Annotated in this window: 19 protein-coding genes and 1 tRNA gene; 10 read left to right on the forward strand and 10 right to left on the reverse strand. The window is 60.9% G+C overall.

What is annotated here, in order from left to right:
* Positions 1-40 precede the first annotated feature (40 nt).
* The 6 genes from FDW83_RS19045 to FDW83_RS02345 all read right to left on the reverse strand — a co-directional run bounded on the left by FDW83_RS19045 (position 41) and on the right by FDW83_RS02345 (position 3,840).
* Positions 41-412 (reverse strand): hypothetical protein, encoded by a 372-nt coding sequence (locus FDW83_RS19045; RefSeq protein ID WP_171027392.1) that lies wholly within the window; start codon positions 410-412, stop codon positions 41-43.
* Complete coding sequence (locus FDW83_RS02325; RefSeq protein WP_370281153.1) at positions 337-1,323, reverse strand: sucrase ferredoxin; 987 nt, start codon at positions 1,321-1,323, stop codon at positions 337-339. The genes FDW83_RS19045 and FDW83_RS02325 overlap by 76 nt, the downstream gene beginning before the upstream one ends.
* Positions 1,256-2,461 carry a JmjC domain-containing protein gene (locus FDW83_RS02330; protein WP_171027414.1) on the reverse strand — a complete coding sequence of 402 codons (1,206 nt, stop codon included), beginning with the start codon at positions 2,459-2,461 and terminating at the stop codon, positions 1,256-1,258. The genes FDW83_RS02325 and FDW83_RS02330 overlap by 68 nt, the downstream gene beginning before the upstream one ends.
* A 2-nt stretch (positions 2,462-2,463) precedes the next feature.
* Positions 2,464-2,727 (reverse strand): BatC protein, encoded by a 264-nt coding sequence (locus FDW83_RS02335; RefSeq protein ID WP_138135978.1) that lies wholly within the window; start codon positions 2,725-2,727, stop codon positions 2,464-2,466.
* A gap of 541 nt (positions 2,728-3,268) precedes the next feature.
* On the reverse strand, positions 3,269-3,637 hold the full coding sequence (locus FDW83_RS02340) for a type II toxin-antitoxin system death-on-curing family toxin (protein ID WP_138135979.1): 369 nt from the start codon (positions 3,635-3,637) through the stop codon (positions 3,269-3,271).
* The gene (locus tag FDW83_RS02345; protein ID WP_229666519.1) at positions 3,634-3,840 is read right to left on the reverse strand and encodes a ribbon-helix-helix protein, CopG family; all 207 of its coding nucleotides are present in this window, start codon (positions 3,838-3,840) and stop codon (positions 3,634-3,636) included. Before FDW83_RS02345 ends, FDW83_RS02340 begins: the two co-directional genes overlap by 4 nt.
* A gap of 1,176 nt (positions 3,841-5,016) precedes the next feature.
* Here FDW83_RS02345 and FDW83_RS02350 point away from each other — a divergent pair.
* Entirely contained in the window at positions 5,017-5,868 is an 852-nt protein-coding gene (locus FDW83_RS02350) for a cyclopropane-fatty-acyl-phospholipid synthase family protein (protein ID WP_138135980.1), read from the forward strand.
* 751 nt (positions 5,869-6,619) lie between these two features.
* Here FDW83_RS02350 and FDW83_RS02355 read toward each other — a convergent pair.
* A complete protein-coding gene (locus FDW83_RS02355; protein WP_370281154.1) occupies positions 6,620-7,213 on the reverse strand; it encodes a lytic transglycosylase domain-containing protein in 594 nt (197 codons plus the stop codon).
* A 712-nt stretch (positions 7,214-7,925) separates the two neighbouring features.
* Between FDW83_RS02355 and FDW83_RS02360 the strand changes: the two genes are divergently transcribed.
* From FDW83_RS02360 to FDW83_RS02375, 4 genes are all read left to right on the forward strand, one after another.
* A complete protein-coding gene (locus FDW83_RS02360) occupies positions 7,926-8,861 on the forward strand; it encodes a dihydrodipicolinate synthase family protein (RefSeq protein WP_138135982.1) in 936 nt (311 codons plus the stop codon).
* 89 nt (positions 8,862-8,950) lie between these two features.
* A complete protein-coding gene (locus FDW83_RS02365; RefSeq protein WP_138135983.1) occupies positions 8,951-9,979 on the forward strand; it encodes a TRAP transporter substrate-binding protein in 1,029 nt (342 codons plus the stop codon).
* A complete protein-coding gene (locus tag FDW83_RS02370; RefSeq protein ID WP_138135984.1) occupies positions 9,979-10,560 on the forward strand; it encodes a TRAP transporter small permease in 582 nt (193 codons plus the stop codon). Before FDW83_RS02365 ends, FDW83_RS02370 begins: the two co-directional genes overlap by 1 nt.
* Entirely contained in the window at positions 10,560-11,837 is a 1,278-nt protein-coding gene (locus FDW83_RS02375; protein ID WP_138135985.1) for a TRAP transporter large permease, read from the forward strand. The genes FDW83_RS02370 and FDW83_RS02375 overlap by 1 nt, the downstream gene beginning before the upstream one ends.
* A gap of 44 nt (positions 11,838-11,881) precedes the next feature.
* Here FDW83_RS02375 and FDW83_RS02380 read toward each other — a convergent pair whose 3' ends face one another.
* Entirely contained in the window at positions 11,882-12,937 is a 1,056-nt protein-coding gene (locus FDW83_RS02380) for a LacI family DNA-binding transcriptional regulator (protein WP_138135986.1), read from the reverse strand.
* Positions 12,938-13,046: 109 nt separating this feature from the next.
* Between FDW83_RS02380 and FDW83_RS02385 the strand changes: the two genes are divergently transcribed.
* The 4 genes from FDW83_RS02385 to FDW83_RS02400 are packed head-to-tail and all read left to right on the forward strand — an operon-like array spanning position 13,047 to position 18,937.
* A complete protein-coding gene (locus FDW83_RS02385; protein WP_138135987.1) occupies positions 13,047-15,161 on the forward strand; it encodes a hydantoinase/oxoprolinase family protein in 2,115 nt (704 codons plus the stop codon).
* The gene (locus FDW83_RS02390) at positions 15,154-17,403 is read left to right on the forward strand and encodes a hydantoinase B/oxoprolinase family protein (protein ID WP_171027416.1); all 2,250 of its coding nucleotides are present in this window, start codon (positions 15,154-15,156) and stop codon (positions 17,401-17,403) included. Before FDW83_RS02385 ends, FDW83_RS02390 begins: the two co-directional genes overlap by 8 nt.
* Entirely contained in the window at positions 17,400-18,095 is a 696-nt protein-coding gene (locus tag FDW83_RS02395; protein WP_138135989.1) for an RraA family protein, read from the forward strand. Before FDW83_RS02390 ends, FDW83_RS02395 begins: the two co-directional genes overlap by 4 nt.
* The gene (locus tag FDW83_RS02400) at positions 18,092-18,937 is read left to right on the forward strand and encodes a fumarylacetoacetate hydrolase family protein (RefSeq protein WP_138135990.1); all 846 of its coding nucleotides are present in this window, start codon (positions 18,092-18,094) and stop codon (positions 18,935-18,937) included. The genes FDW83_RS02395 and FDW83_RS02400 overlap by 4 nt, the downstream gene beginning before the upstream one ends.
* 640 nt (positions 18,938-19,577) lie before the next feature.
* Here FDW83_RS02400 and FDW83_RS02405 read toward each other — a convergent pair.
* Positions 19,578-19,659 (reverse strand) — tRNA-Leu (locus FDW83_RS02405).
* Positions 19,660-19,861: 202 nt separating this feature from the next.
* On the opposite strand from FDW83_RS02405, the gene FDW83_RS02410 reads away from it, so the two are divergent.
* Positions 19,862-20,467 (forward strand): ANTAR domain-containing response regulator, encoded by a 606-nt coding sequence (locus FDW83_RS02410; RefSeq protein ID WP_138135991.1) that lies wholly within the window; start codon positions 19,862-19,864, stop codon positions 20,465-20,467.
* Between the two features lie 117 nt (positions 20,468-20,584).
* Here the strand turns inward: FDW83_RS02410 and pyk are convergent, their stop codons facing one another.
* Entirely contained in the window at positions 20,585-22,084 is a 1,500-nt protein-coding gene (gene pyk / locus FDW83_RS02415; protein WP_138135992.1) for a pyruvate kinase, read from the reverse strand.
* Positions 22,085-22,119: the final 35 nt, after the last annotated feature.

Consider the following 22,119-nt stretch of genomic DNA (forward strand, 5'->3'; position numbering starts at 1 on the left):
TGTCGGCTCTAGGGCTGAAATGTCAGCTTGACGGCTGAGATCATGGCTGGTCCAAGGTCTGGACCAGTGTGGTGCCACGCTGGCGGCGCTTGCCGTTCAGCGGTGCAGCCAACAGGTTCGCCATACCTTTACCTGACTGAACGTCTTGGGCGGGAAACAGCCAGTCATAGCTGGCCAGACTCATGCTGCCCGGTAGCGCCATCGCGTCATGAATAAGATCGGTGCCAAGCTGGCGTGTTGCAGAACGAATATACGGTGCTCGAGGCCTGAGTCGCCGGGTCGATTGGAACCTTGGTCGGCTCACCGACAAACCAACCGCCTTCGCAAACCCGTCATTTAGACTGCGCGGATCGATATGAGCTCGTAAACCATAGCAGAGCTCATTGCCGGTCCGCGGCAGGTCAGCCGGCACGGCGGGCCGCGGTGAGCATGCAGTTCGACGTCGATGTGTGCCGGGTGAGGGGGGCAGCCGGTGATGTGGATCCGCCAATGATCACCGTCGCGGGAGGTCTCGACCACTTTGTAGTCATTCCGGCCGGCCGGGCCGAAACGCCTGAGCGTGGCCCCGACAGCGGCCTGCTGTGCTGGGAAGAGATCCGTGTATCCGCGCAGATGCTCCGCGTGGATACGGCCCGCGAGGTGTTCTTCGATCGTGGCGACGGACGACTCCACGTCCAGATTTCCGTAGTAGACGCCGTCGGGTGCAACCACGACGTTGGCCGCGAACCTGTCACCTCCTACATGGGAACATTCCCACACCAGCTCCGGCCACCGCTCACTTAGCACACGTCCCACGGGCCGTCCGCGTACGGCACAGCATTGGTCATGTTGACTGTGAGTGCAGACCAGGATGACGGGCGGATAGCCGAGCGTTCCGGGGAGGCTGAGGGCTCTGGCAATTTCCGCCAGATCCTCATCCTTGCCCCATGTTCCCCATTGCTGACGATATTCGCCCGAATCCTCATGGTGCAGTACTGCCCAATGGCTCGGACCCTCACGGCGGCGGGGGCCGGGCCGTCGTACCAGCAGCACCCGCGCCCGCGCCGCCTTCACGGCGGAGAGCAAGAGTGCTTTGGTCTCAGGCTCTAGATCAAGCCCTTCGAAGCCATTGAGAGGCCACCCGCCCCGGTACTCGATCAGAACCCAGGCGACGCCGTGCGATGCTGTGCCTGCAATCGGATCGCCGCGCAACCGGGCGTCGTCAGAACAGAAGAAGCGCTCCGTGCCCACCACTGTGACGAGGTCACTCTCTCTATCACGGTTCAACGGGAACGAGGACCCCCGCGCGCAACAGTCTTTCAACAAGTTCGACGCCGATATCACCCGCGGTGTGAACCTTCCTGTCGAGCAGGCGCGTTACAGAAGGCAGATCGGTCGCTGGGAAGTCGAGCCAACCCACGCGCGTGGTAAGGCGCAATCCCTCCAGCCGTGCTTCCAGTGCATCACGAAGCCGGACCAAAGACTCTGGGCTCAGGCCCTCGACAGCCGCGAGCTGGGCCAGCGGTCCCAGCGGTGCCGGACGGCCCTGTCCTCGCCGGGTGCGGTGAAACAAAGAACTGATTTCAGCCTTAGCGACAGCAGCGGCGAGGCGCTTACGGACGACGTCGATCTCCCCGTTTGGTCCGTCGAGGCCTAATGGCAAGGTACGACGCATCTCGGGATCGTCGCACAGCGCTGCAAGCGCGGCTTGGGCGAGCTGTTCGGCCAATGCGTAGCGGGTCCAACTGTGGATTCCAAGTGTGAGGTGGATGGAGACCTGGCCCTGCGCCTGAGCGGCATGCAACCAGCCACGCGGCAGGTAAAGGACATCCCCGCGCTCAAGCACCGTATCGATATAGGCCTCCCCTTTCGCGGCCTCGGCCACGCTGGAGCGGCGATCAGTCCAGGGTTGATCACGCAACGGGTCCGTGTGGACCGGCTCATGAATGATCCAGCGCTTTGTCCCCTCGATCTGCAGGATGAAGACGTCGTGCACGTCGTAGTGATCGTCGAACCCCCGGTTCTGAGGCGGCGTGACGTACGCATTGGCCTGCACCGGATGTCCGAGCTCGGTGCTCAGCCTCCTGCTGAAGTCCGAGACAGGTTCCCATGTGCGGTGCAGTGCCTGGAGCACGAGCGTGGCACCGTCCGCGAATTTGCGCCAAAGCGCTGTGTCGTCGAGCTGGTCAGAGATGGTGGCGCCGACGCCGGCGGGTGAGGTGAATGACGAGTCGGGAAATGTGGTGCCGCCCTTGGCAACGCGGAGAAAAGGTGTGCGCAGTCCACGGCGCGAGACCAGCTCATCGACGGCCTCGGCAGAGAACAGATCGGAGAAGTCGCTTGCGCCACGCGTGAGCAGCGCCGTGCGTCCCCAGACGTCACCGGCGAACCTCTCACGGCCAATCTTAATAAGGCGTCTCTCCAGGACCCCGCCGCTTTCCAAGGCGTCGGGGTCCTGAAAGTCCTTGCGGATGGTGCTCAAATTCAGACGCCCCGTTCTGCGGCTCCCCCATCGGCTCCTCCGTCGGCACCACCATCGGCACCGCTGTCAGCACCACCGTCGGCACCGCTGTCAGCACCACCATCGGCACCGCTGTCAGCACCACCATCGGCACCACTGTCAGCACCTCCATCGGCACCACTGTCAGCACCTCCGTCGGCGCCCCCATCATGCATGCCTGGGACGCCGGCCGCGCCACTGTCCGCGGGGCCTTCCTGCTGGCTTGGATCCTGCTCTGGATTGGTCATGCTTCCTCCCGGGAATCGAAATCGCTAGGATCAGCTCCGTTACTGGAACCTGATGACCCAACCGGGCGAACCTTCATCGGCACCGCCCGTGATCACCCTAACGGCACGGGCTAGCCCTGGGAATAACCTTCTTATACAACTCAGATGAATTCAGAACTGGGCGAGTCCTATTCTCGGGCGGCCCGCACGGCCATCCCTTCCCCTTCATGAGAGCGACTCCAGTGCACATCGCCGCCCGGGAAACACTGCTGCCTCCAGGATTGAGCAGCTTCAGAGGCGTCATCTTTCTTATGGCCTCGATACCGCTGTCGAGTGATCATTCGCCGAGTGCCACCACAAGCTTTGTACGCGCGTTAAAGCAAAAACCCCTCCGACGAGGGGATATGGTGTCCGAGGTGGGACTCGAACTGCATTCCAGCCCTTGCAAACACGGGGAATCCGCGAAAACATGGGGAATCCTTGCCAGTCGGAAGGTGGTTTGGCCCAGTACGAGACGAAAAGTGTGGACATTGTCCGCACCCCCTTTCGGGGCGCTGGAGGACTACCGGGGCACCAGATGCCTGGAAATCTCGGCGGCAGAGTTCAGCAAGTCGATTGTGCCCGCGGCGACTCCGACGACGAGGTCGAAGCCTTCATCCGTGCTGAAGTCATGCCGGTAACCGTTGATCCACAGCAGCAGTACCATGAGCGTCCACGCCGTCCGTTTGTTGCCATCAATGAGCGGATGGAAGCGGGCGACCGACTCCAACAAGGCTGCCGCCTTCACAGCTAGTTCCGGATAGGCTTCCGCGCCCATGACAGTCGTAGCCGGCCTGGCCAATGCTGAGGCCAACAGCCCGATATCACGGGTATGGAAGCCGTACCGATCAACTACCTGAAGTGCATCCTCAATGTCCAGGTACGCTGTCACGCGTCTTCAAGGCGCTTCAGCAGATCAGCGTCATGACTCATGACAAAATCAAGGCCTGCGCTGATTTCACGTCGGCGCGCGTGGCGCTGCAGAACCAACTCTGCGCCCTGCAACAGAAGCGCGGACTTGGACGTATGTTCCTCGGCAGCCAACTTCTCCAGCCGCCGATCGAGGTCTTCAGGGACACGGAGATTCATAGCCATGCCTTTATGGTACCAAACCGGTACCCGACCTTGAGTGGGCTGCGGACCGCTAATTGGACCAGACCCACCCGAGCAGGGTGGCGGTGTCTTGGAAAGCTCTGTTGTTTTTCAAGACGCTACGCTGCTGAACCCAGAATTGTGTTTGCTTCCGACCTCGTTCTAAGCCCGTTGCGCCGACGCCCGCTCACCTGTCTCATAACTAAGGATGAGTACCAGATCTTGGCTACGAGGTTATGAGACATAGTTACGAGAATCGCCGTTGGCCCGCGCGTCCAACGTTCCGCAGGAAATCTGTGACTGTGCAGGTCAGACGACTGTTAGCTCGTAGAGACGTCTCGTTTCCCAAGGGTTTTGAGACAATTTTGCGTGTAGCGTTTAGGGCACCTTCACCGGGCATTTTTGCGGGCGGGGTATACGGGGCACCTCAAAGTGCACCTCTGCAAAGCAGCACGTCAAAGCCGGGTTGTCGCAGTTAGGGACCGGCTTACGAACGCTGGTGGCTCGCTGTGATCGCTGAGCGGCGATGTTGGCCTCCGCGAGACGACAGGGTTGAGGTAGATAAGGTTCCTATTTGTATCGCCTTGAACCTTTCGGCCGCCGTCGCCACCAGGGTCGTTGACGCAACTCGGCCTGCGCGCGGGCGAGCAGGAGTTGAGTCTCGCGAAGAAGTTCTAGCGACGTCTCTTGAATTTCTCGCGACGCATCCGTCGCCGCCTCTGCCTTCTCTGCCGCACGGCGGGGCAGGAGAAATTCGATAAGAAGCGTTGCTGCGGTGCCGAGCAAGACGCCTGACAGCACCAGTAGGAATTGCGCCATGGATCACATCTCGGGAACGGTCCAGCGGACGACGAAGCCGTAAGCGATTGCGGGGAGGCGAGCTATCCGCTGATCCTGGTTGTCAGCCACCCACGGACCCTTGGGACGAAGGGAGAATTGCACGACCGCGACCCTTGGGACGAAGGGAGAATTGCACGACCGCGACCCTTCCGATGTCGTTTAGGAGGACAGAGATCGTTTGCTGGTCAGGGGGGTCTGCGATGCCTTTCTGCCTCTAGTGGAGACCTCGTGAGGGCACAGGCCAGACCCTCCCTCCTGCCGGAGGAGGGCAGGTGACGGGGTGGTGGGAGCAAGCGCATACTTGACGGCTCCCCGAAATCCCCCGCAGAATTTGCGTCCATGGGCGACTCGCACGAGGACATGCTTCGTCACTACGAGCCGGGCGAACTTCTGCCGCGAATCGTGACGGGGTTGCAAGCTCTCGGCAAGGACCTGGACTCGGTCACGCACGAAGATCTCGCGCCGGCCGACGAGTTTCACTCCGCGGGACGTTCGGCTACGCGCGCATTGGTGGAGCTTGCAAAGATTCCGCCAGGATCGCGAGTGCTCGACGTGGGCAGCGGGTTGGGCGGCCCGGCGCGTTACCTCGCCGCAACTTTGGGTTGCGACGTGACAGGCATCGATCTCTCGCCTGAATTCTGCGGGGTGGCCAACGCCCTTTCTCGGATGACGCGGTTGTCCGATCGCACCCGCTTTCAGGCCGGTGATGCCCTGGAGCTTCCGTTCGCCGCGTCCAGCTTCGACGTAGTGTGGACGATACAAATGCAGATGAACATCCGGGACAAGCGCCGCCTGTATTCCGGAATCGCCCGGGTACTCAGGCCGGGCGGGCTGTTCGTCTGCCAGGAAATCTGCGCGGGGAACGGCGAGCCGATCGAGCTTCCGGTCCCATGGGCGAGCCGCCCCAACCAGAGCCATCTGGCCGATGCGGAATCCCTCCGCGGGTTGATCCGCGGTGCAGGTCTCCTGGAGCGCACCTGGCGCGACATTACCGCCGACATCGTGGCGGCGCGCAAGGCACAGCAGGCGAAGGCGCAAGCGTCGGGTGCGAGCGGCTCCAGCGCCCCTCCTCCGCTTGGAATGCATCTCGTGCTGGGAGAACAGGCAGCCGTCAAGACGAGCAACTCCGGGCGCAACACCGACGCCGGGCGCACGGTGTTCATCCAGGGCGTATTCGACAAGCCTGTCTAGTGGTCCGATCCGCTGCCACCCATCCACCCATCCGTCCATCCACCCATCCACCCATCCACGGGACCAGCACACTCAAACTCAGGGGAGTCCGCACTGGACGTCCTCGCGTCGGCCTGCCACGTGGCGCCGAGACAAATAAGGAGCCGAAATCGGCGCTGTGTCGGCAAAGGCGACTGCCACGTCTGGGGGCGACCCTGGTCCCGGACAGCTTGTGATCAAGTCAAACCGCTGTAGCCACGACACAACGCAGGCCGGAAATCCAAGAATTGACGTGGGAGCTGAACCTTCGCCGGACCTGAATGCCCCGCGGCGTTCCAGCTCACATCCAGCTAAGGGATTCAGGTGAGCGCCGCAAACATCGGGTCCAGGAGGTGCATAGGATGCAGCGCTCTTTCTCAGGCAAACCGTGGGTGACGAACGCAACGACTTCCGAAAAGTCAAGCTTTGTCAACACAAAAGAATGAAAAAGCCTCTGACCTGTGGAAACACTGTGCCCGAGGTGGGACTCGAACTGTCTTCCAAGCCTTGCAAACACTGAGAACCCGCGAAATCATGCGGAATTCAAAGCAGTTCGAGGGCTGTACAACCCGATCCGAGGCCAAGAGTGTGGACATTGCCCACACTCTTTTGGGGCCCGTATTCGGCGGAGGCGTTGATTGGTCGCTCTTGGTAAGGGCACATGTCCACGGCGCCTCTTCCGCCCGCCTGCAAAATGATTCATACCCACCTGAGGAGCATCAACCCGCCGGACTCATTCCTGCGCGCCAGCCTTCGCTGCGTATGCCGTGGCCTGCTCACGCACTTGCCGGATGTAGGCATCGGACTGGTTGTAGGCGTAGATCGCGTCGGTCCACCCGTCAGCGGTTGTAAGGTCACGGCCGCCGGCACACAGATAGGTCGCCGCGCTGAGGGCCGCATCATCGATATTGAACGGATCCGCCGTTCCGTCCCCGTTCCCGTCCAGCCCGACCAGCTGCCACGTCGTAGGAATGAACTGCATCGGCCCCACAGCACGGTCCCAGCGGGTATCCCCGTCCAAGGCACCGGCGTCCGTATCGGCGATAGCGGCGAAGCCGGCACCGTCGAGAACCGGGCCCACAATCGGGCGGCTCCCCTGCCCCGCGCTGGTCAGGTAGCCGCCGCCGTAAGTTCCATGTGCTGTTTCAACGAAACCAATGGCGGCCACAGTGTTCCAGCCAATCCCGCACGCCGGAGCGGCAGCATTCACGGTCTCGGCCGCGGCAACATACGCCCGCAGTGCGCGTTCAGGGATCCCGGTCTGCCCTGCAGCCCGGATCACCCAGTCAGCATCCGCGTTTTTGGTGACGTTCACGGCGGTGGTCATACCGGAGGACAGCATTTCGAGCCCAGCCTCCGCCCGCGGAGGCGGAGAAAACGCACCACGGGCGTCAGTGCCAAGTTGCCCAAGCGCCCAGAATAAAGAAGCGGTGGTGACACAAATTGCAAACAAGACAAGGACCACAAGGCGTCTGAGACGAAGCACCGACTAATCAAACCACCCCCAGGCCCCCCACCCTTAACGACGGGCTCAGCGACACTTCGTTAACTCCTCCTACGCGGCGAGTCACGGAACGGACTCCTTGTGGCCTGATACCTGATTCCCCCAAAAAGTCATGCTGCCTGATCTCGGTACCTCGATGAACCCGTAAAAGCTGGAGCGCTGCTTGTCATTCTGACATGCCCCACGATCGCTGGGCGGGTCCTCCGCGCAACCAGGGCGCTACCGCGCCGACCCCGGAAACGAAACTTCATTCACAAGAACGGGTGAAGCATTGGTTCCGGCTGAAGTTTTCGCTCGGGAGAGGGTTCCCAGTTCCACTCCGGCCCCTCAACCCAGCGGTGGTCCCCTACCAGTACCACGCGCACAACCAACAACCGCAGAAAACACAGCAATCGCACGGGTAAAGCTCCGCCATAAGGAGGCATGCCCTAGCCGCCTTCGATCATTTGCTTCGATCTCTTGACACCTCACGCGATCGGAAAGGTATCCTTTTTTCAATCCGCACAATCGTTTGCGCTAAGAGAAGCGAGCAAGCATGGAACAGGTCAAACTCGAGGGGGTTATCACTGCGATAGTGACGCCCTTTAACAGCGATGAATCATTGGATCTCGCATCGCTCGAGGCCTATGTAGAGCATGTCATTGGCGTTCCTGGTGTAAATGGAATTCTCACCTGCGGGTATTCCGGTGAGGTCACGAGCCTCAACCGAGAGGAGCAGTTGCAAGTTGTCAGCTCCGTCGCCGAGGTTGTCAACGGCAGGATCCCAATCCTGACCGGTGTCGAACCAACCTCGACCAGGGACACAATCGCCTTTGGCAACCAGCTCAAGGAGGCCGGGGCAACTGTGCTCCAAATCAACACCCCGTTCTACAACATCCTTCGCCGTGGGTTCATCAATAACGAAGACGTCGTCGTGAAGTTCTTCCGGGACCTGGCGGAGGGCATCGACATGCCGATGACCGTCTTTCAATACCCGGTGTCGTCCGGAGTAAATTATCCGGCGAAAACGATCGCCCGCCTTGCCGAGCTTGAGCATGTCATTGGCATCAAGGAAGCAACGTCGATGGAGACCTACGAGGCCGACTACAAGGCCGTGGAGGGCAAGACAGCGGTGTTTGCGGACAACAACACATACACACTGCTGGGGATGCTCCTGTACGGGTCGCAGGGATCCATGGTCGGCATCGGAAATGTCGGTGTTCACCTTTGGACGGAGCTGTATGGGCTTGTCTCAAGCGGGGAGACTACTGCAGCTGTTGAGCACATGAACTCGAAGATCGTGCCGCTCATCAACACTTTCAGCCGGGACCTGGGGCAAACGAAGTTCTCGTTCATCGCCCGAGTTAAGGAAGCGCTCGTTCAAATGGGGCTAATACCAGGGGGAACTACACGCGCACCCGAGCCAGCCATCACACAGGAAGACAAGGAAGAGGTTCGGTCGACGCTGCTCAAGGTTGGCCTGCTCACCTGAGCACCGCTCCAAGGCATGGGAAGGGGCAGCACGGACACTGAGCAGTATCGGTGCACGGTTTAGACGGATCAACTGCAAGGAGAGGAACAATGCGTACCAGAAAACGCGGCATTGCTGCGGCGATACTTGCGGCCATAGCCCTCGTCCTCACAGCATGCCAAGGCGGCCCTCCGGGAGGAACCGGCAACCCTGATGAGATTGGTGAGCGGAAGCTCGTCTTCGCTCTGATTACTCCCGAGTCTTTCCCTTACTTTGACGGCGCAGAAAAATTTAAGCAGGTAGTCGAAGAAAAGACTGACGGAAAGATCACCGTTGACATTTTCGCTGGTGGACAGCTGGGCCAGGAGCGCGATATCAACGAGTCGATTTTGGATGGTTCGATTCATATAGGCGTAGGCGCTGGGGCGCTTGCGACACTGGCGCCGGTGATGAATCTGCTTGAGCTGCCATTCCTCATCCAGGACCAGGCACACATGCAACGCATCGTCGACTCTCCTGCCGCTGACCAGCTTAAGGAGCGTATCCGCACCGAGGGCAAATTCCACGTGCTCGATTTCTTCAGTACGGGAGACAGCTCCATTCAGACTGTGGACGTTCCGATCAATGAACCATCGGACCTCAATGGACTGAAGCTGCGCTCAATAGAAAATCCAGCGCTCACAGACGCCCTGCGGTCCTTGGGCGCGAACCCGACACCAATGCCTTACGGCGAGGTTTACACGGGTATCCAGACCGGGGTTATTGAAGGTGCCACCCTTGACTGGGGCTCTGTCAACTCACTGAAGCTCTTCGAACTTGTCAACTATGCCACCGCTCCGGAGGCGGCATTCCTCGCGGAACCGCGGCCGGTCATCATGTCAGCGGATTTCTGGGACACCCTGAATCAGGCTGAGCAAGAGGCTATCTCCGAGGCGATGACCGAGGCAGCGACATATGAACGGCAGTTCTTTGTTGACCTGCAGAAAAAAGCCATTGAGGCGGTGACGGGTGCCGGAGTAGAAGTAACCCAGATCGACGAGCAGGCCTTCCTGGAAATTCTGGAGCCGGTCTGGAGGAAGTGGGCAGCTGACCTGGATGCAGAGGACATGCTGAAGACCATCCAGGATTTGCGGGAATAATGACCTTAGAACCCGCCCACAAGGCTGAGGACGGGAGCGAGCCGCCCACGCGGTTTGCTCCCGGGGTACGCCTCGTGAAGGGTTTGGACCAAACCCTCGGGCTCCTTGACCGCGTACTGCTCTGGGTCTGCAGCCTGCTCTTCGTGTCCGTCGTGGGTGTGGTGCTCGCATCGGTCTTTTTTCGATACGTTCTCAACGCGTCGCTGAGTTGGGGCGAAGAACTAGCCCGCTACCTTTCGATTTGGCTGGTGTTCCTAGGCCTTGCCTGCGCACATCGCCGCAGCGAGCATCCCGCGCTGCAGTCCCTGCTCGGCAGGATCCCTGGCATCAATCCCGAGGTGGCGAGGAGGATCGGTGAATTCATAACGGTCATCGTGAGCTTCGCTGTCGTCTGGTACGGCACCGAGGGGACGGCTGCGAATTTCGACCGTAATCAGGTGAGCCCGGCCTTGCAGATTCAGATCGCGTGGGCGTACCTGGCCATTCCGGTCGGGTTTGCCCTCATGGGCTTGCAGGGGATCGTGCGAATGTTCTCAACGGTGCCGCCGCCACCGGCAGATCCGGAACTCGAGGAGATCTGATGCCTGGGATTTTAATTGGCGGATTCTTAGGGCTGATGTCCCTTGGCGTGCCGCTGGCCATAGTCATTATTGGAACCGGGCTCATCTACATCATGTTGGCCACCCCTGCGCCGTTGACTGTTGTTGCTCAGCGACTGTTCGTGGGGATGGACGATTTCACCCTCATGGCCATCCCTCTCTTCGTGCTCGCCGGCTACCTCATGAACGAAGTCGGGCTCACCGAACGGCTGGTCCGGCTTACCCGGTATCTCTTGCGGAAGATTTATGGAGGACTAGCCCAGGTCGCCGTGCTTGTGTCAATGATTTTTGGCGGCGTCAGCGGCGCTGCCGCAGCCGATCTCGCCGCAGTTGGCATCACGATGATCCCGGAGATGCAGCGCGACGGGTACAAACGCGAGTTCTCCGTGGCAACGATTACGGCTGCTTCGCTCATGGGGGCCGTTATTCCGCCCAGCATCCCCTTTATCATCTACGGGGTTCAAAGCCAGACTTCCATTGGTGATTTGTTCATCGCCGGCATCATCCCTGGAATTCTGATCGGAGTAACGGTCATGGTTACTAATTACGTGCTTCTCCGACGGCAGGGCTTTGTCACTCCGACGTTGCGTCCTGACCAGGTTCTTGAGGGCAAAGACCTCGCCATCTCTGCCCGGGATGCACTGATTGCGCTGTTCATGCCGGTTCTTATCATTGGCGGCATCCTTGGTGGAGTCTTTACACCAACCGAAGCCGCGGCAGTGGCAGTGTTTTATGCCCTTATCGTGGGGCTTGTGTACCGCACGTTGAACGTGGAGAAAGCCCTTCATGTTCTTCGCGCTTCAGTCGTCATGACTGCCACGGTCATGATCATCGTAGCCTCGTCATCCGTGCTCAACTGGGCGCTGGCTTACTCCAGGCTGCCAAGCCTTGTGGCGGAACTGATGTTGGCGATTACGGACAGCCAGACTGTGTTCCTGCTGATTGCACTGATTGTGCTGCTGCTGGTTGGTATGCCGCTCGATCCGGTTCCCGCGATCATCATCGTTACTCCTGTGCTTTTGCCTGCCGCAATCAGTTATGGCGTCGATCCCGTGCACTTCGGCGTGGTCACGGTGCTCGCCCTCACTTTAGGACTGGCCACCCCGCCTGTCGGGGCAAGTCTTTTCGTCGCGATGTCCATCAGCAAGGTGCCAATGGGGCGGCTCTCGGTGGCGGTCATGCCCTTTATCATTGCGCTGCTGGCGCTAACAGTTCTCATCACCTTTGTGCCGCAGATCTATAACTGGCTTCTCGCCTGAGTGTCTGCGGCGGAGAGTAGCAACGGCGGTGTCGGTGGGTTCCGTTACGACCGGGAGAGTACCGACGACTGCCGGGGAATCAGTTGGGGAGCCTTGACCACGGACTCGACTGTCTCTCCATTCATCAAAGCCAAAAGCAGGTCGACGGCGGCGCTCCCCATCTCCTGAAGGGAAACACGGACGCTAGTAAGGGGGATGGGAAGGAGGGAGCTGACTTCAGAATCATTATAGCCAACGACAGCGAGATCTTCCGGAATGGTGAGCCCGCATTGGCGCGCCACGGACATGGCGGCAAGGGCACTGATATCGTTCACGGCAAAAATTGCCGTTGGCCGGACGGGAAGGTTCAGCAGATTCGCCGCTGCCCGGCCGGCAGAATCGGCATCGAAGGTGCCCTGCTGTATCAATTCGGAATGGACCGGCAGGTTCGCCTCCGCCATCGCCCGCCGATACCCACAGGCCCGATTTAGCGCTGTGCTGACATCCGTGGGGCCACTGATATGCCCAATGCGCGTGTGGCCTTGGTCGATGAGGTGGCGAGTGGCGAGGTAGCCCCCGACTTCATCATCGCCGGTCACGCCTGGGTAGTCAGCGGATTTGCGGTTGAGCAGCACGAACGGCACACCACGTCGCTCAATCTCGGGCAAGTACTGGTCATGTATCTTTGCTGTTGCGAGGATCAGGCCATCGATTCTCCTGTCGATAAGGCCCTTGATCGCAACGTTGTCCACCCCTCCCACTTCGGCCCCCGCGGTAAGCGTGTGGTAGCCGAATTTCATTGCACGAATTTGCGCAGCCTCGAACATTTGGGCGAGCACATAGTCTGTGAACCTCGGAATCGCCATTCCAATCATCATCGCCCTCTTGGTACGCAGGCTTTGCGCCCAGGGGTTCGGCTCGTATCGCAGCTCGGCGGCGGCCTTGTGGATCCGGTCCACGGTTTCCTGCGGGATGCGCGATTCAGGCAAGCCATTGAGAGCACGGGAAACCGTAGAGGGATGCACTCCGGCTGCCTCAGCGATGTGCTTGATGGTCGGCTTACGCCTCGATGATTCCACGGTCCCTCTTCCAGCCAGCCGGTTCGCTTTCCCCACATCCACTGTAGTGCTGTACCTGCTCCTTGACCCCCAACACTCCTCGTCGGTATATTAGCGCAAACGATTGTGCAGGATAGAAGTCAGTCGTGTTTCCAGCCACGGAGGAACCGAAATGTCTTTCGTTATTGGGGTTGACATCGGCGGAACGTTCACGGATGTTTCCGTTATCGACAGATCGACACAGCGTGAGGTCATCGCCAAATCGCCGACAACCCCATACGACCTGATGGAAGGCCTGCTGGACGGGGTGACGAGGGCAGCCCAACAATTCGGACTGTCGTTGTCTGAACTGCTGGGGAAGGCCGAACGCTTCTCGCACGCAACGACCCAAACCACTAACGTGATGTTCACTTGGCAGCAGGGAGCCGTTGTAGGGCTTCTCGCGACGAGGGGATTTGGGGACGAAATCCTCATCATGCGCGCCCGCGGCAGGGTGGCGGGCCTGGGACTTGCAGAGCGTCGCCATCTCCGCGCCACAGACAAACCTCCCCAGATCGTTACCCGGGACCGCATCGTTGAGCTGGCAGAACGCGTAGACCGCTCCGGCCGAATCATCGAGCCGCTTCGGCGAGAAGAGGTCGAGGCCGGCGTGAGGCGGCTTCTCGCCGACGGTGTGACCTCATTCGCGGTCACGCTGCTCTGGAGCCACCAATGTCCCTCCCATGAGCAGCTCGTGCGCGAAGTGATCCTCGACCTCGCGCCCGAAGCCCACGTGTCGTTGTCGAGCGAAATCTCGCCTGTGACGGGCGAATACGAACGCACCGCAACGACAGTTGTGAACGCTTTCGTGGCACCGACACTGGAGAGATACCTGAAGCGCCTGAATGAACGTCTCATCCGAGAAGGCCTACGGGTTCCCATCCTTATCTTCCAGGCCGGCGGGGGTGTGAGCGACATCCCGTCGATCCAGCCCGTGAGCACGATCGAGTCCGGGCCAGCGGGCGGCCTGGTTGCCGTTCAGAAACTGGCCTCAGCAATGAAGCAGGAGCGGGTCATTGCCACCGACGTGGGGGGAACTACCTTCAAGGTGGGGCTCATCGTCGACGGTCGATGGTCAATGGCTTCCGAAACGATTATCAATCAGTACACCTTGCTCTCACCCATGATCGATGTCGTGTCCATTGGCGCGGGCGGTGGCAGTATCGCCTGGGAGGATGACGGCCGCTTACGGGTCGGCCCGGAGTCCGCTGGGGCGTCACCCGGACCTGCTTGCTACGGCTGGGGCGGCACGAGGCCCACCGTCACTGACGCTGACGCCATGCTCGGCTACCTCGACCCTGCACGGTTCCTGGAGGGCCGCATCCAGTTGCGGCTTGACCAAGCAGAGGCCGCGGTTAAGGAGTACATCGCTGATCCGCTCTTCGGCGGCGACGTGGTCGCCGCCGCCGCAGGCATCCGGCAGGTCGTGGATTCGCAAATGGGTGACCTCATCCGGAAAGCAACACTGGAGCGCGGGTATGACCCCCGAAAGTTCGTCCTGGCAGCCTATGGTGGAGCTGGACCTGTGCATGCCGCGTCCTACGCGAAAGCTGCGGGTGTTTCCCGGCTGGTGGTTCCGCTCAGCGCGACGGCGTTCTCCGCCTATGGGGTTGTGATCGCAGACACGGTTCGCACGGTTCAGCGGTCCATCAGCAGGGAGGCTGGGCGCGACAACGAGGTACTGGCAGGCAGTTACGATGACGTGTCAAGGCAGGCCATCGCAGCTCTCAATGCTCAAGGCATCGACACTGACAGTATTACCGTCATTCGCTGGGCGGACATGCGTTACGAGCGGCAACTACACGATGTGCGAGTGCACCTCTACGGCGACCGTACCCTCAACGGCACACTCGTTGACGACCTGACGCACGCTTTTACTGAGCGCTACGAAGTTTTGTTCGGGAAGACGGCCCGGCTGAAAGACGTGGTGCCCCGCATTCTGCGGATCGGAGTTGACGCTGCTGCCTCAAGCGGAATCGCTGTCAGGCAAGAGACGCTCCCTCCGGCATTGCCCCAGCTTGCTCAACCAGCACACCGGCGCAATGTCTACTGGCCCGAGACGGGCGGCTGGATAAACACCGCAATTTACGCCGGGAACGAAGTAAGTATCGGTCATGATTTCGTTGGGCCCGCAATCGTCGAACAACTCGGCACCAGTGTCGCAATTCCACCAGGAGCCGCTGCACATGTCGACCAGTGGCGCAATCTGATTATTGCTCTGGACCATGCAGGAGAACCCAATGAGTGACAAAATCGACCCTGTGCTCTTCGAGGTGGTCTGGCATCGCTTGCTGGACATCACCGAGGAAATGGGCATCAAGTACATGCGCACCTCGGGGTCTCCCATCCTCGTCGGCGCCTACGATGCCAGCACCGGGATCACGCTGCCCGACGGCAAGCTGGTGGCCATGGGCCCATACATCTCGACCCAGGCCCACGTCCTGCGGCTCATCGTCGATTCCGTCATCAAGCAGCGCATGGAAAGCCCCGGTATCAATCCAGGAGACATGTTCATCTGCAATGACCCCTACCTCGGCGCCACCCATCAGCCGGACGTTGCCACCGTCGCCCCGGTACATCATTCGGGAGCATTGCGCGCCTGGGTCGGCTCGTCCGGTCACTGGCTCGATATCGGCGGCAGCGAGCCCGGCGGATTCAACATGACTGCAACATCTGTCTTTGACGAAGGTCTTCGCCTGCCGCCAACCAAAATCGTCGAGGGACACGAGATCCGTGAAGACATCGTTGACCTCATCATGGCCCAGGTGCGCGAACCTCTCGCCGAGCTTGACTTGCGCGGGCAGTTGGTTGCCAACGAAGTCGGGCGCAACCGCTTGCTCGAGGTCGCCGACGAAGTTGGGCCTTCCGTTCTGGATGACGTGATGCGCCGCGGCATCAGTCACGTGGCGGGCCGCCTGCGTTCCCGGTTGCGGTCACTCCCCGACGGCCTTTGGCGGGAGGTGCAGTACCTGGACCACGACGGACACAAACAAAACGTCCGCAAGATCGTTTGCACATTGACGAAATCCGGTGACCACCTGACCCTGGACTTCGCCGGCTCGGATGCGCAGGTTGAGGGCTTCGCCAACACGGCGTTCGGCGGGCTGCGTGCCGCGGTCCTGTCCGGAGTATGCATCGCCCTCGGTTACGATTTGACCTGGAACGACGGCGCCGCGGACTGTGTCGAAATCAAGGCGCCCCGGCGCACCATCGTCACCGCCGAGTATCCGACACCGGTGTCGATGTCGACGATCTCGGCAATCATCGTGACGCTTAACCTTGTGCTCGTTGTGCTCTCGCGCATGCTGCTGGCCAGCCCCAGGCACCACGAGCAGGCGATGGCAAGCTGGTGTGCCACGTCGTTGGGCGTCTCCATGGTGGGAGTCAACCGCGACGGAACCTTCACCGTCGCCCCGGAAGCCAGCCACTTTGCCGCGGGTGCCGGTGCGCGGTCCTACGCCGACGGAGTCGACACCGGTGGCATCATCATCAACACCACCGCGAACATCCCCTCGATCGAGGCCACAGAAGATGCCTACCCGCTGCTCTACCTGTTCCGACGCCAGCTGACCGACTCGGGCGGAGCCGGCCGCTTCAGAGGCGGGGCATCGGGCGAGGTCGCCATCGTTCCCTATGAGAGCCAGGGCCCCCTGTCCACATCCTTCGCCGGTGTCGGATCGCTCACTCCCAATGCCGTTGGACTGGCGGGAGGCCTGCCTGGAGCGTCCGTTCGCTACCTTCGGTTTCTGGACGCTGCCCGCCTGGATCCAGAAAGTGAAATTCTCGGCCTGGTCGGCACGCTCGAGCAGATCGGAGGCAAACGGACCGTTGGCCCGCTCAACAGTTCCAAGATTGAGTTCGGAATAAACACCGTTGAGTACCACAACTGGCAAGGCGGCGGCGGATTCGGCGACGCGCTTGACCGGGACCCTGCTAAAGTGCTCACCGACGTCCGAACGGGGCTCGTCTCTGCAGACGAAGCCTTCAGGACTTATGGTGTCGTGCTAACAGTGGGAACAACCATCGAACTTGACGGCGGGGGGACGGAGGAACATCGCCAAGAACTGCGAAAGCAACGGCTGCAGAGGGCCGTACCCTTCACTGACAGCCATCCGCTCGTTCTCCCTGAATCCCTTACCGCTCAGGAGCCGGAAAGCGGCGTCGAACGCGAGCAGGTGAACTATTGGAACATTGTTGCCATCGACAATGCCGTAAACACGATGTCGTGCATGCGGTGTGGAACCGTCCTTGGCTCGGCGACCATGGACGTGCGGCACGGTTGCGTCATCGAGGAGGTCCCCGCAGCCACCATTGGCCCCATCCGTGGTGAGGACTATGCCGAGGACTATTCCAAGGCCGGCGGGGTTCCGATTGCCATCAGGTCCTTCTATTGCCCCGGCTGCGGGCGCCGGCTCGAGGCAGACCTGGTTGTTCCAGGAGAGGTGGGTCCGTCCTCGGTTATTTTCCGAGGAGGCGTGAATACGGCATGAGCCTGAGTATCGACTTCGAGGACTGGCTTGCTTTCGGTACATCGGTGATCTCCGACAGCAATGGCCGCCAAGGAGTGCTGTCCTCCCGTATCCGCCCCCAAACCGGCACAAGCCTTGTCGGCCGGGCATACTGTGTCCGTGTTGTGGTCGGTGACAGCGCTTCCCTTCACCAAGCACTTGAGGTCGTCCCGTCCGGATCCGTGCTCGTTGTCGATGCAGGTGGCTTCGCAGACCGGGCAGTATGGGGCGAGGTGCTCACCGCGGCCGCACAACATCGGGGAGTGGTGGGCGCCGTGATCGACGGAGCGATCAGGGATGTCGCTGCGATCAGGCGGCGCGGCTTTCCGGTCTACAGCATCTCGATTTCCGCAGCGGGCCCGCACAAGGCCAGCGGAGGCGAATGGGGAGCCGGCGTCTCATGCGGGGGTGTCAGCGTAAACACCGGAGACCTAATCGTCGCTGACGAGGACGGGGTGGTCGTCGTGCCCTGGGAATCTCGTGAAGTCATTGCGGCAGCCGCGCGCGCCAACATGAGACGGGAAGAGAAGCTCATTGCGCAGATCAGGGCTGGTCTCAGCACAGCAGAATATTTCGGTCTCACCCGGCAGGGGCCAGACAAGGATGGCCGGGCCACGACGGTATCAGAGGCCGGTCCCAAGGCGACTTCCCCACATTCAGGAGAAACAACATGAGAATCGCACGCACCATGCTCGCAGGCCGTCCCGAATTCATCGTCGGTGATAAACCAGGCACCTGGGCCGCGCTGTCGGCGCTGAACCTCGCCTACCCGGACACCCGCTCACTCATTGAAGACTTCGACCGCCTTCGTAGCCGCTTCCCCGGCAAGGCACCCACCCTCGACATCGCCGACGAAGAATTGCTCAACCCCGTTGTCCGCCCGGGCAAGATCCTGGCAGTTGGCCTCAACTACGCTAGCCATGCAAAAGAGACCGGAGCCACGCCTCCCGAGAAACCCCTCATCTTCGCAAAGTACCCCAGCTCACTCAACGGACCGTTCGCCGATGTCATGATCGGACCGCCAGTCACAGAACAGGCCGACTACGAGTCCGAGCTCGCCGTCATAATAGGCAACCCGGCTAAGCGCATCAGGCGCGAGGAAGCCGGGTCGCATGTATTTGCCTACGCTGTTGCCAACGACGTTTCCGCCCGTGATGCCCAGAAGTCAGACGGGCAGTTTTCGCGATCAAAGAGCGCCGACACATTTTGCCCGATAGGTCCCTGGCTGACCACCGCCGAGGAGGTCACCAACCCATACGACCTCGAAGTCACTTCTAGGGTAAACGGAGAGCTCCGCCAAAACGGCTCGACGGCCGACATGCTCTTCGATGTCAGCGAACTCATTTCCTACCTGTCGACGACCATCACCCTCGAAGCCGGTGATGTCATCCTCACAGGCACACCTCCTGGAGTCGGGCTCGGCTTCACCCCACCACGCTTTCTGCAGCCCAGCGATGTTGTTGAATGTGCCATCACCGGGCTCGGAACCATTCGCAACAGGTTCGTTGCCGCCTAGAAAGGCGGATCCCTTAGCACGCGGACGAAGGGATAAGGTCAGGACGATGCAGGACCCAGGCCTGATTAGAGTTTGGCGAAAGGGGCCTCTTGTTTAGTCCGGAGAACACGGCTCACAGCGGGAGTTCGTCCAGTTAGGCCGCCCAACCTGACATCATACTGTGGCGCCAGGACGAGCCTGCAGTTCGGTTTTCTTCCTCTGACACCGGCGGCAAGGAACTCCTAAGTCCAAAACCTGACACGCGCCGTCTGCGGCCGCTAATGAAGCAGACGTAAGTGTGGACATTGTCCACACTTACTTTGGCAGGACAAATGCCGGCGGATTGCCGCTCCGGCCGCCCTGAACCCGCTTTTGCAAAAGCCTAGCTCGACCTAGCGCAGTCATGTTGTGCACCGCAACCTCGAACCATGAATAGGTGTTGGACAACCCCGCCCAACCGACATACAGGAACGAGGAACCGCACAAACCCAACCACAGCAGGCGGAGGGCCCACTAGCCAGGCCCCTGATCCCGTCACCCACACCGGAATAGGCCACCGCGGCGGCCAGGCCACAGCCCGCGCACCTAGCGTCAGAGGGACGCCACCACAAGCCATGTCAACACGTTAAAGCAAAAACCCCTCTGACGAGGGGATACCCTGTGCCCGAGGTGGGACTCGAACCCACACACCTTTCGATACCGCATTTTGAGTGCGGCGCGTCTGCCAATTCCGCCACTCGGGCGCGGAATACATGGAGCCATGGAGTACGCCCACAGCTGACTGTGAGCAACGCGATCGCTTCACGTACGCGGAATTACTCTACATCCAGATAGGCTGAATTCCAGAATCGCGCCGCCGACGCCGCAAAAGACCCTGCAAGCCAAGTACAGCCGCGGTGGCACCTAAGATAGTGATGTCCCGCCGTACCTTTTCAAGGAGATCCCGTGACTGAACAGACGGAGTCCAAGTCCGCGTCCCAGCCGGCGCGCCGCGTCGTGGTGGCCGAAGATGAAACCCTCATCCGCCTCGACATCATCGAAATCCTGCGCGGCGAAGGCTACGACGTCATCGGCGAGGCGGACAACGGCGAGAAGGCCGTCCAGCTCGCTGAAGAACTCAAGCCGGACCTGGTCCTCATGGACGTTAAGATGCCTGTTATGGACGGCATTTCCGCTGCCGAAAAGATCGTCAAGGCACGCATCGCCCCCGTGGTGCTGCTGACCGCGTTCAGCCAGAAGGAACTCGTGGAGCGCGCCCGCGACGCCGGTGCCATGGCCTACGTGGTCAAACCCTTCACCCCTGCGGACCTGATCCCCGCCCTGGAGATTGCGCTCTCCCGCCACGAGGAGATCAAAGCCCTTGAAAGCGAGGTCTCCGACCTTCAGGAGCAGTTCGCCACCCGCAAGCTCGTGGAGCGCGCCAAGAGCCTGCTCACCACCAAGATGGGCCTCACGGAGCCGGAAGCCTTCCGCTGGATCCAGAAGACGTCCATGGACCGCCGCCTCAGCATGCGCGAGGTCGCCGAGACCATCATCAACCAGGTCAACTAAACACCTGCGGGTTGGGCTTGTGGGTTTCGACAAGCCCAACCATCGGCCTCCGGGTTTCGACAAGCCCAACCAAACAAAGAGAACCCCTGCCAGCCGGCAGGGGTCCTTTTTGTTGTCCTAGGCCTGGGGAGCCTTCTTCTTCTTTTCCGGCCAGGGGCCGAGCTTCTCGCGGTTGCTGGTGATCTCGCCGCCGCGGGTGGAGTCGGCGAGGTCGCCCACCTTGTGCACCTTCAGCGAGTTGGTGGAACCGGCCTTACCGGGAGGCGAACCGGCAGCGATGACCACCAGGTCACCGTCCTCCACCAGGCCCATTTCCTCAAGGCTGCGGTCAACCTGGGCGGTCATGGCGTCCGTGTGGTCCACCATCTGCACCAGCACCGGCTGGATGCCCCAGGTCAGCGCCAGCTGGTTCCAGACCTGCTCCACCGGCGTGAAAGCGAACACCGGCTTGATCGGGCGCAGGCGGGACAGGCGGCGCGCCGAGTCGCCGGACTGGGTGAACGCACAGATGTACTTGGCGTCCAGCTGGTCGGCGATTTCGACGGCGGCACGCGTGATGGCGCCGCCACGGGTCTTGGGCTTGGTCCCCAGCGGAGGAACGCGCTCCAGGCCGTGGACCTCGGTGGATTCAATGATCCGGGCCATGGTCTTCACGGTATCGATCGGGTACTTGCCCACGCTGGTCTCACCGGACAGCATCACGGCGTCCGCACCGTCCAGGACGGCGTTGGCGCAGTCGGAAGCCTCAGCCCGGGTGGGCCGCGGGTTGTCGATCATGGACTCCAGCACCTGGGTTGCCACGATGACCGGCTTCGCCCAGCGGCGTGCCAGCTCGATGGCGCGCTTCTGCACGATCGGCACTTCCTCCAGGGGAAGCTCCACGCCCAGGTCGCCACGGGCCACCATGATCGCGTCGAACGCGTCAATGATCTCGGGCAGCTGCTCAACGGCCTGCGGTTTTTCGATCTTGGCGATTACGGGCGCGCGGCGGCCTTCCTCGTCCATGATCTCGTGCACGCGCCTGATGTCCTGCGCGTCACGGACGAAGGACAGGGCGATCAGGTCCACGCCGCGGCGCAACGCCCAGCGCAGGTCATCCTCGTCCTTCTCGCTCAGGGCGGGAACATTGACGGCAACTCCGGGCAGGTTGATGCCCTTGTTGTTGGACACCATGCCGCCCACGGTCACCTCGGCAACCACCTTGACGTCGTCGACGGCCGTGGCGCGCATGGCCACCTTGCCGTCGTCGATCAGCAGGGCGTCCCCCACCTTCACGTCCTCGGTGAGGCTCTTCAGGGTGGTGGAGCAGATCTCCTGGGTTCCCGGAACGTCCTCGGTGGTAATGGTGAACGTGTCACCCGCAGCGAGGGCGTGCGGACCGTCAACAAAGCGGCCCAGGCGGATCTTGGGACCCTGCAGGTCAGCCATGATCGCCACGGCCTTGCCCAGGTCCGCGGCCGCCTTGCGGACGTTCTCGTAGGTGTTGTCATGCACCGTGTAGTCGCCGTGGCTCATGTTCATCCGGGCGACGTCAACACCGGCTTCGAGCACCGCGAGGGTGTTCTCATAGCTGGCAATTGCCGGGCCGAATGTAGCCACAATTTTTGCGCGTCTCATATACCTACCCTATTGGTAACTTGCATTGGTTAGTT

Source organism: Pseudarthrobacter sp. NamE2, from assembly GCF_005796205.1.
Classification (GTDB): domain Bacteria; phylum Actinomycetota; class Actinomycetes; order Actinomycetales; family Micrococcaceae; genus Arthrobacter.

What these genes read in the sequence shown, in the direction of transcription:
- FDW83_RS02335 (WP_138135978.1), bottom strand. Translation starts at nt 2,727, where the DNA reads ATGACCAATCCAGAGCAGGATCCAAGCCAGCAGGAAGGCCCCGCGGAC.
- FDW83_RS02345 (WP_229666519.1), bottom strand. Translation starts at nt 3,840, where the DNA reads ATGGCTATGAATCTCCGTGTCCCTGAAGACCTCGATCGGCGGCTGGAG.
- FDW83_RS02350 (WP_138135980.1), top strand. Translation starts at nt 5,017, where the DNA reads ATGGGCGACTCGCACGAGGACATGCTTCGTCACTACGAGCCGGGCGAA.
- FDW83_RS02355 (WP_370281154.1), bottom strand. Translation starts at nt 7,213, where the DNA reads ATGACCACCGCCGTGAACGTCACCAAAAACGCGGATGCTGACTGGGTG.
- FDW83_RS02360 (WP_138135982.1), top strand. Translation starts at nt 7,926, where the DNA reads ATGGAACAGGTCAAACTCGAGGGGGTTATCACTGCGATAGTGACGCCC.
- FDW83_RS02365 (WP_138135983.1), top strand. Translation starts at nt 8,951, where the DNA reads ATGCGTACCAGAAAACGCGGCATTGCTGCGGCGATACTTGCGGCCATA.
- FDW83_RS02370 (WP_138135984.1), top strand. Translation starts at nt 9,979, where the DNA reads ATGACCTTAGAACCCGCCCACAAGGCTGAGGACGGGAGCGAGCCGCCC.
- FDW83_RS02375 (WP_138135985.1), top strand. Translation starts at nt 10,560, where the DNA reads ATGCCTGGGATTTTAATTGGCGGATTCTTAGGGCTGATGTCCCTTGGC.
- FDW83_RS02385 (WP_138135987.1), top strand. Translation starts at nt 13,047, where the DNA reads ATGTCTTTCGTTATTGGGGTTGACATCGGCGGAACGTTCACGGATGTT.
- FDW83_RS02390 (WP_171027416.1), top strand. Translation starts at nt 15,154, where the DNA reads ATGAGTGACAAAATCGACCCTGTGCTCTTCGAGGTGGTCTGGCATCGC.
- FDW83_RS02395 (WP_138135989.1), top strand. Translation starts at nt 17,400, where the DNA reads ATGAGCCTGAGTATCGACTTCGAGGACTGGCTTGCTTTCGGTACATCG.
- FDW83_RS02400 (WP_138135990.1), top strand. Translation starts at nt 18,092, where the DNA reads ATGAGAATCGCACGCACCATGCTCGCAGGCCGTCCCGAATTCATCGTC.
- pyk (WP_138135992.1), bottom strand. Translation starts at nt 22,084, where the DNA reads ATGAGACGCGCAAAAATTGTGGCTACATTCGGCCCGGCAATTGCCAGC.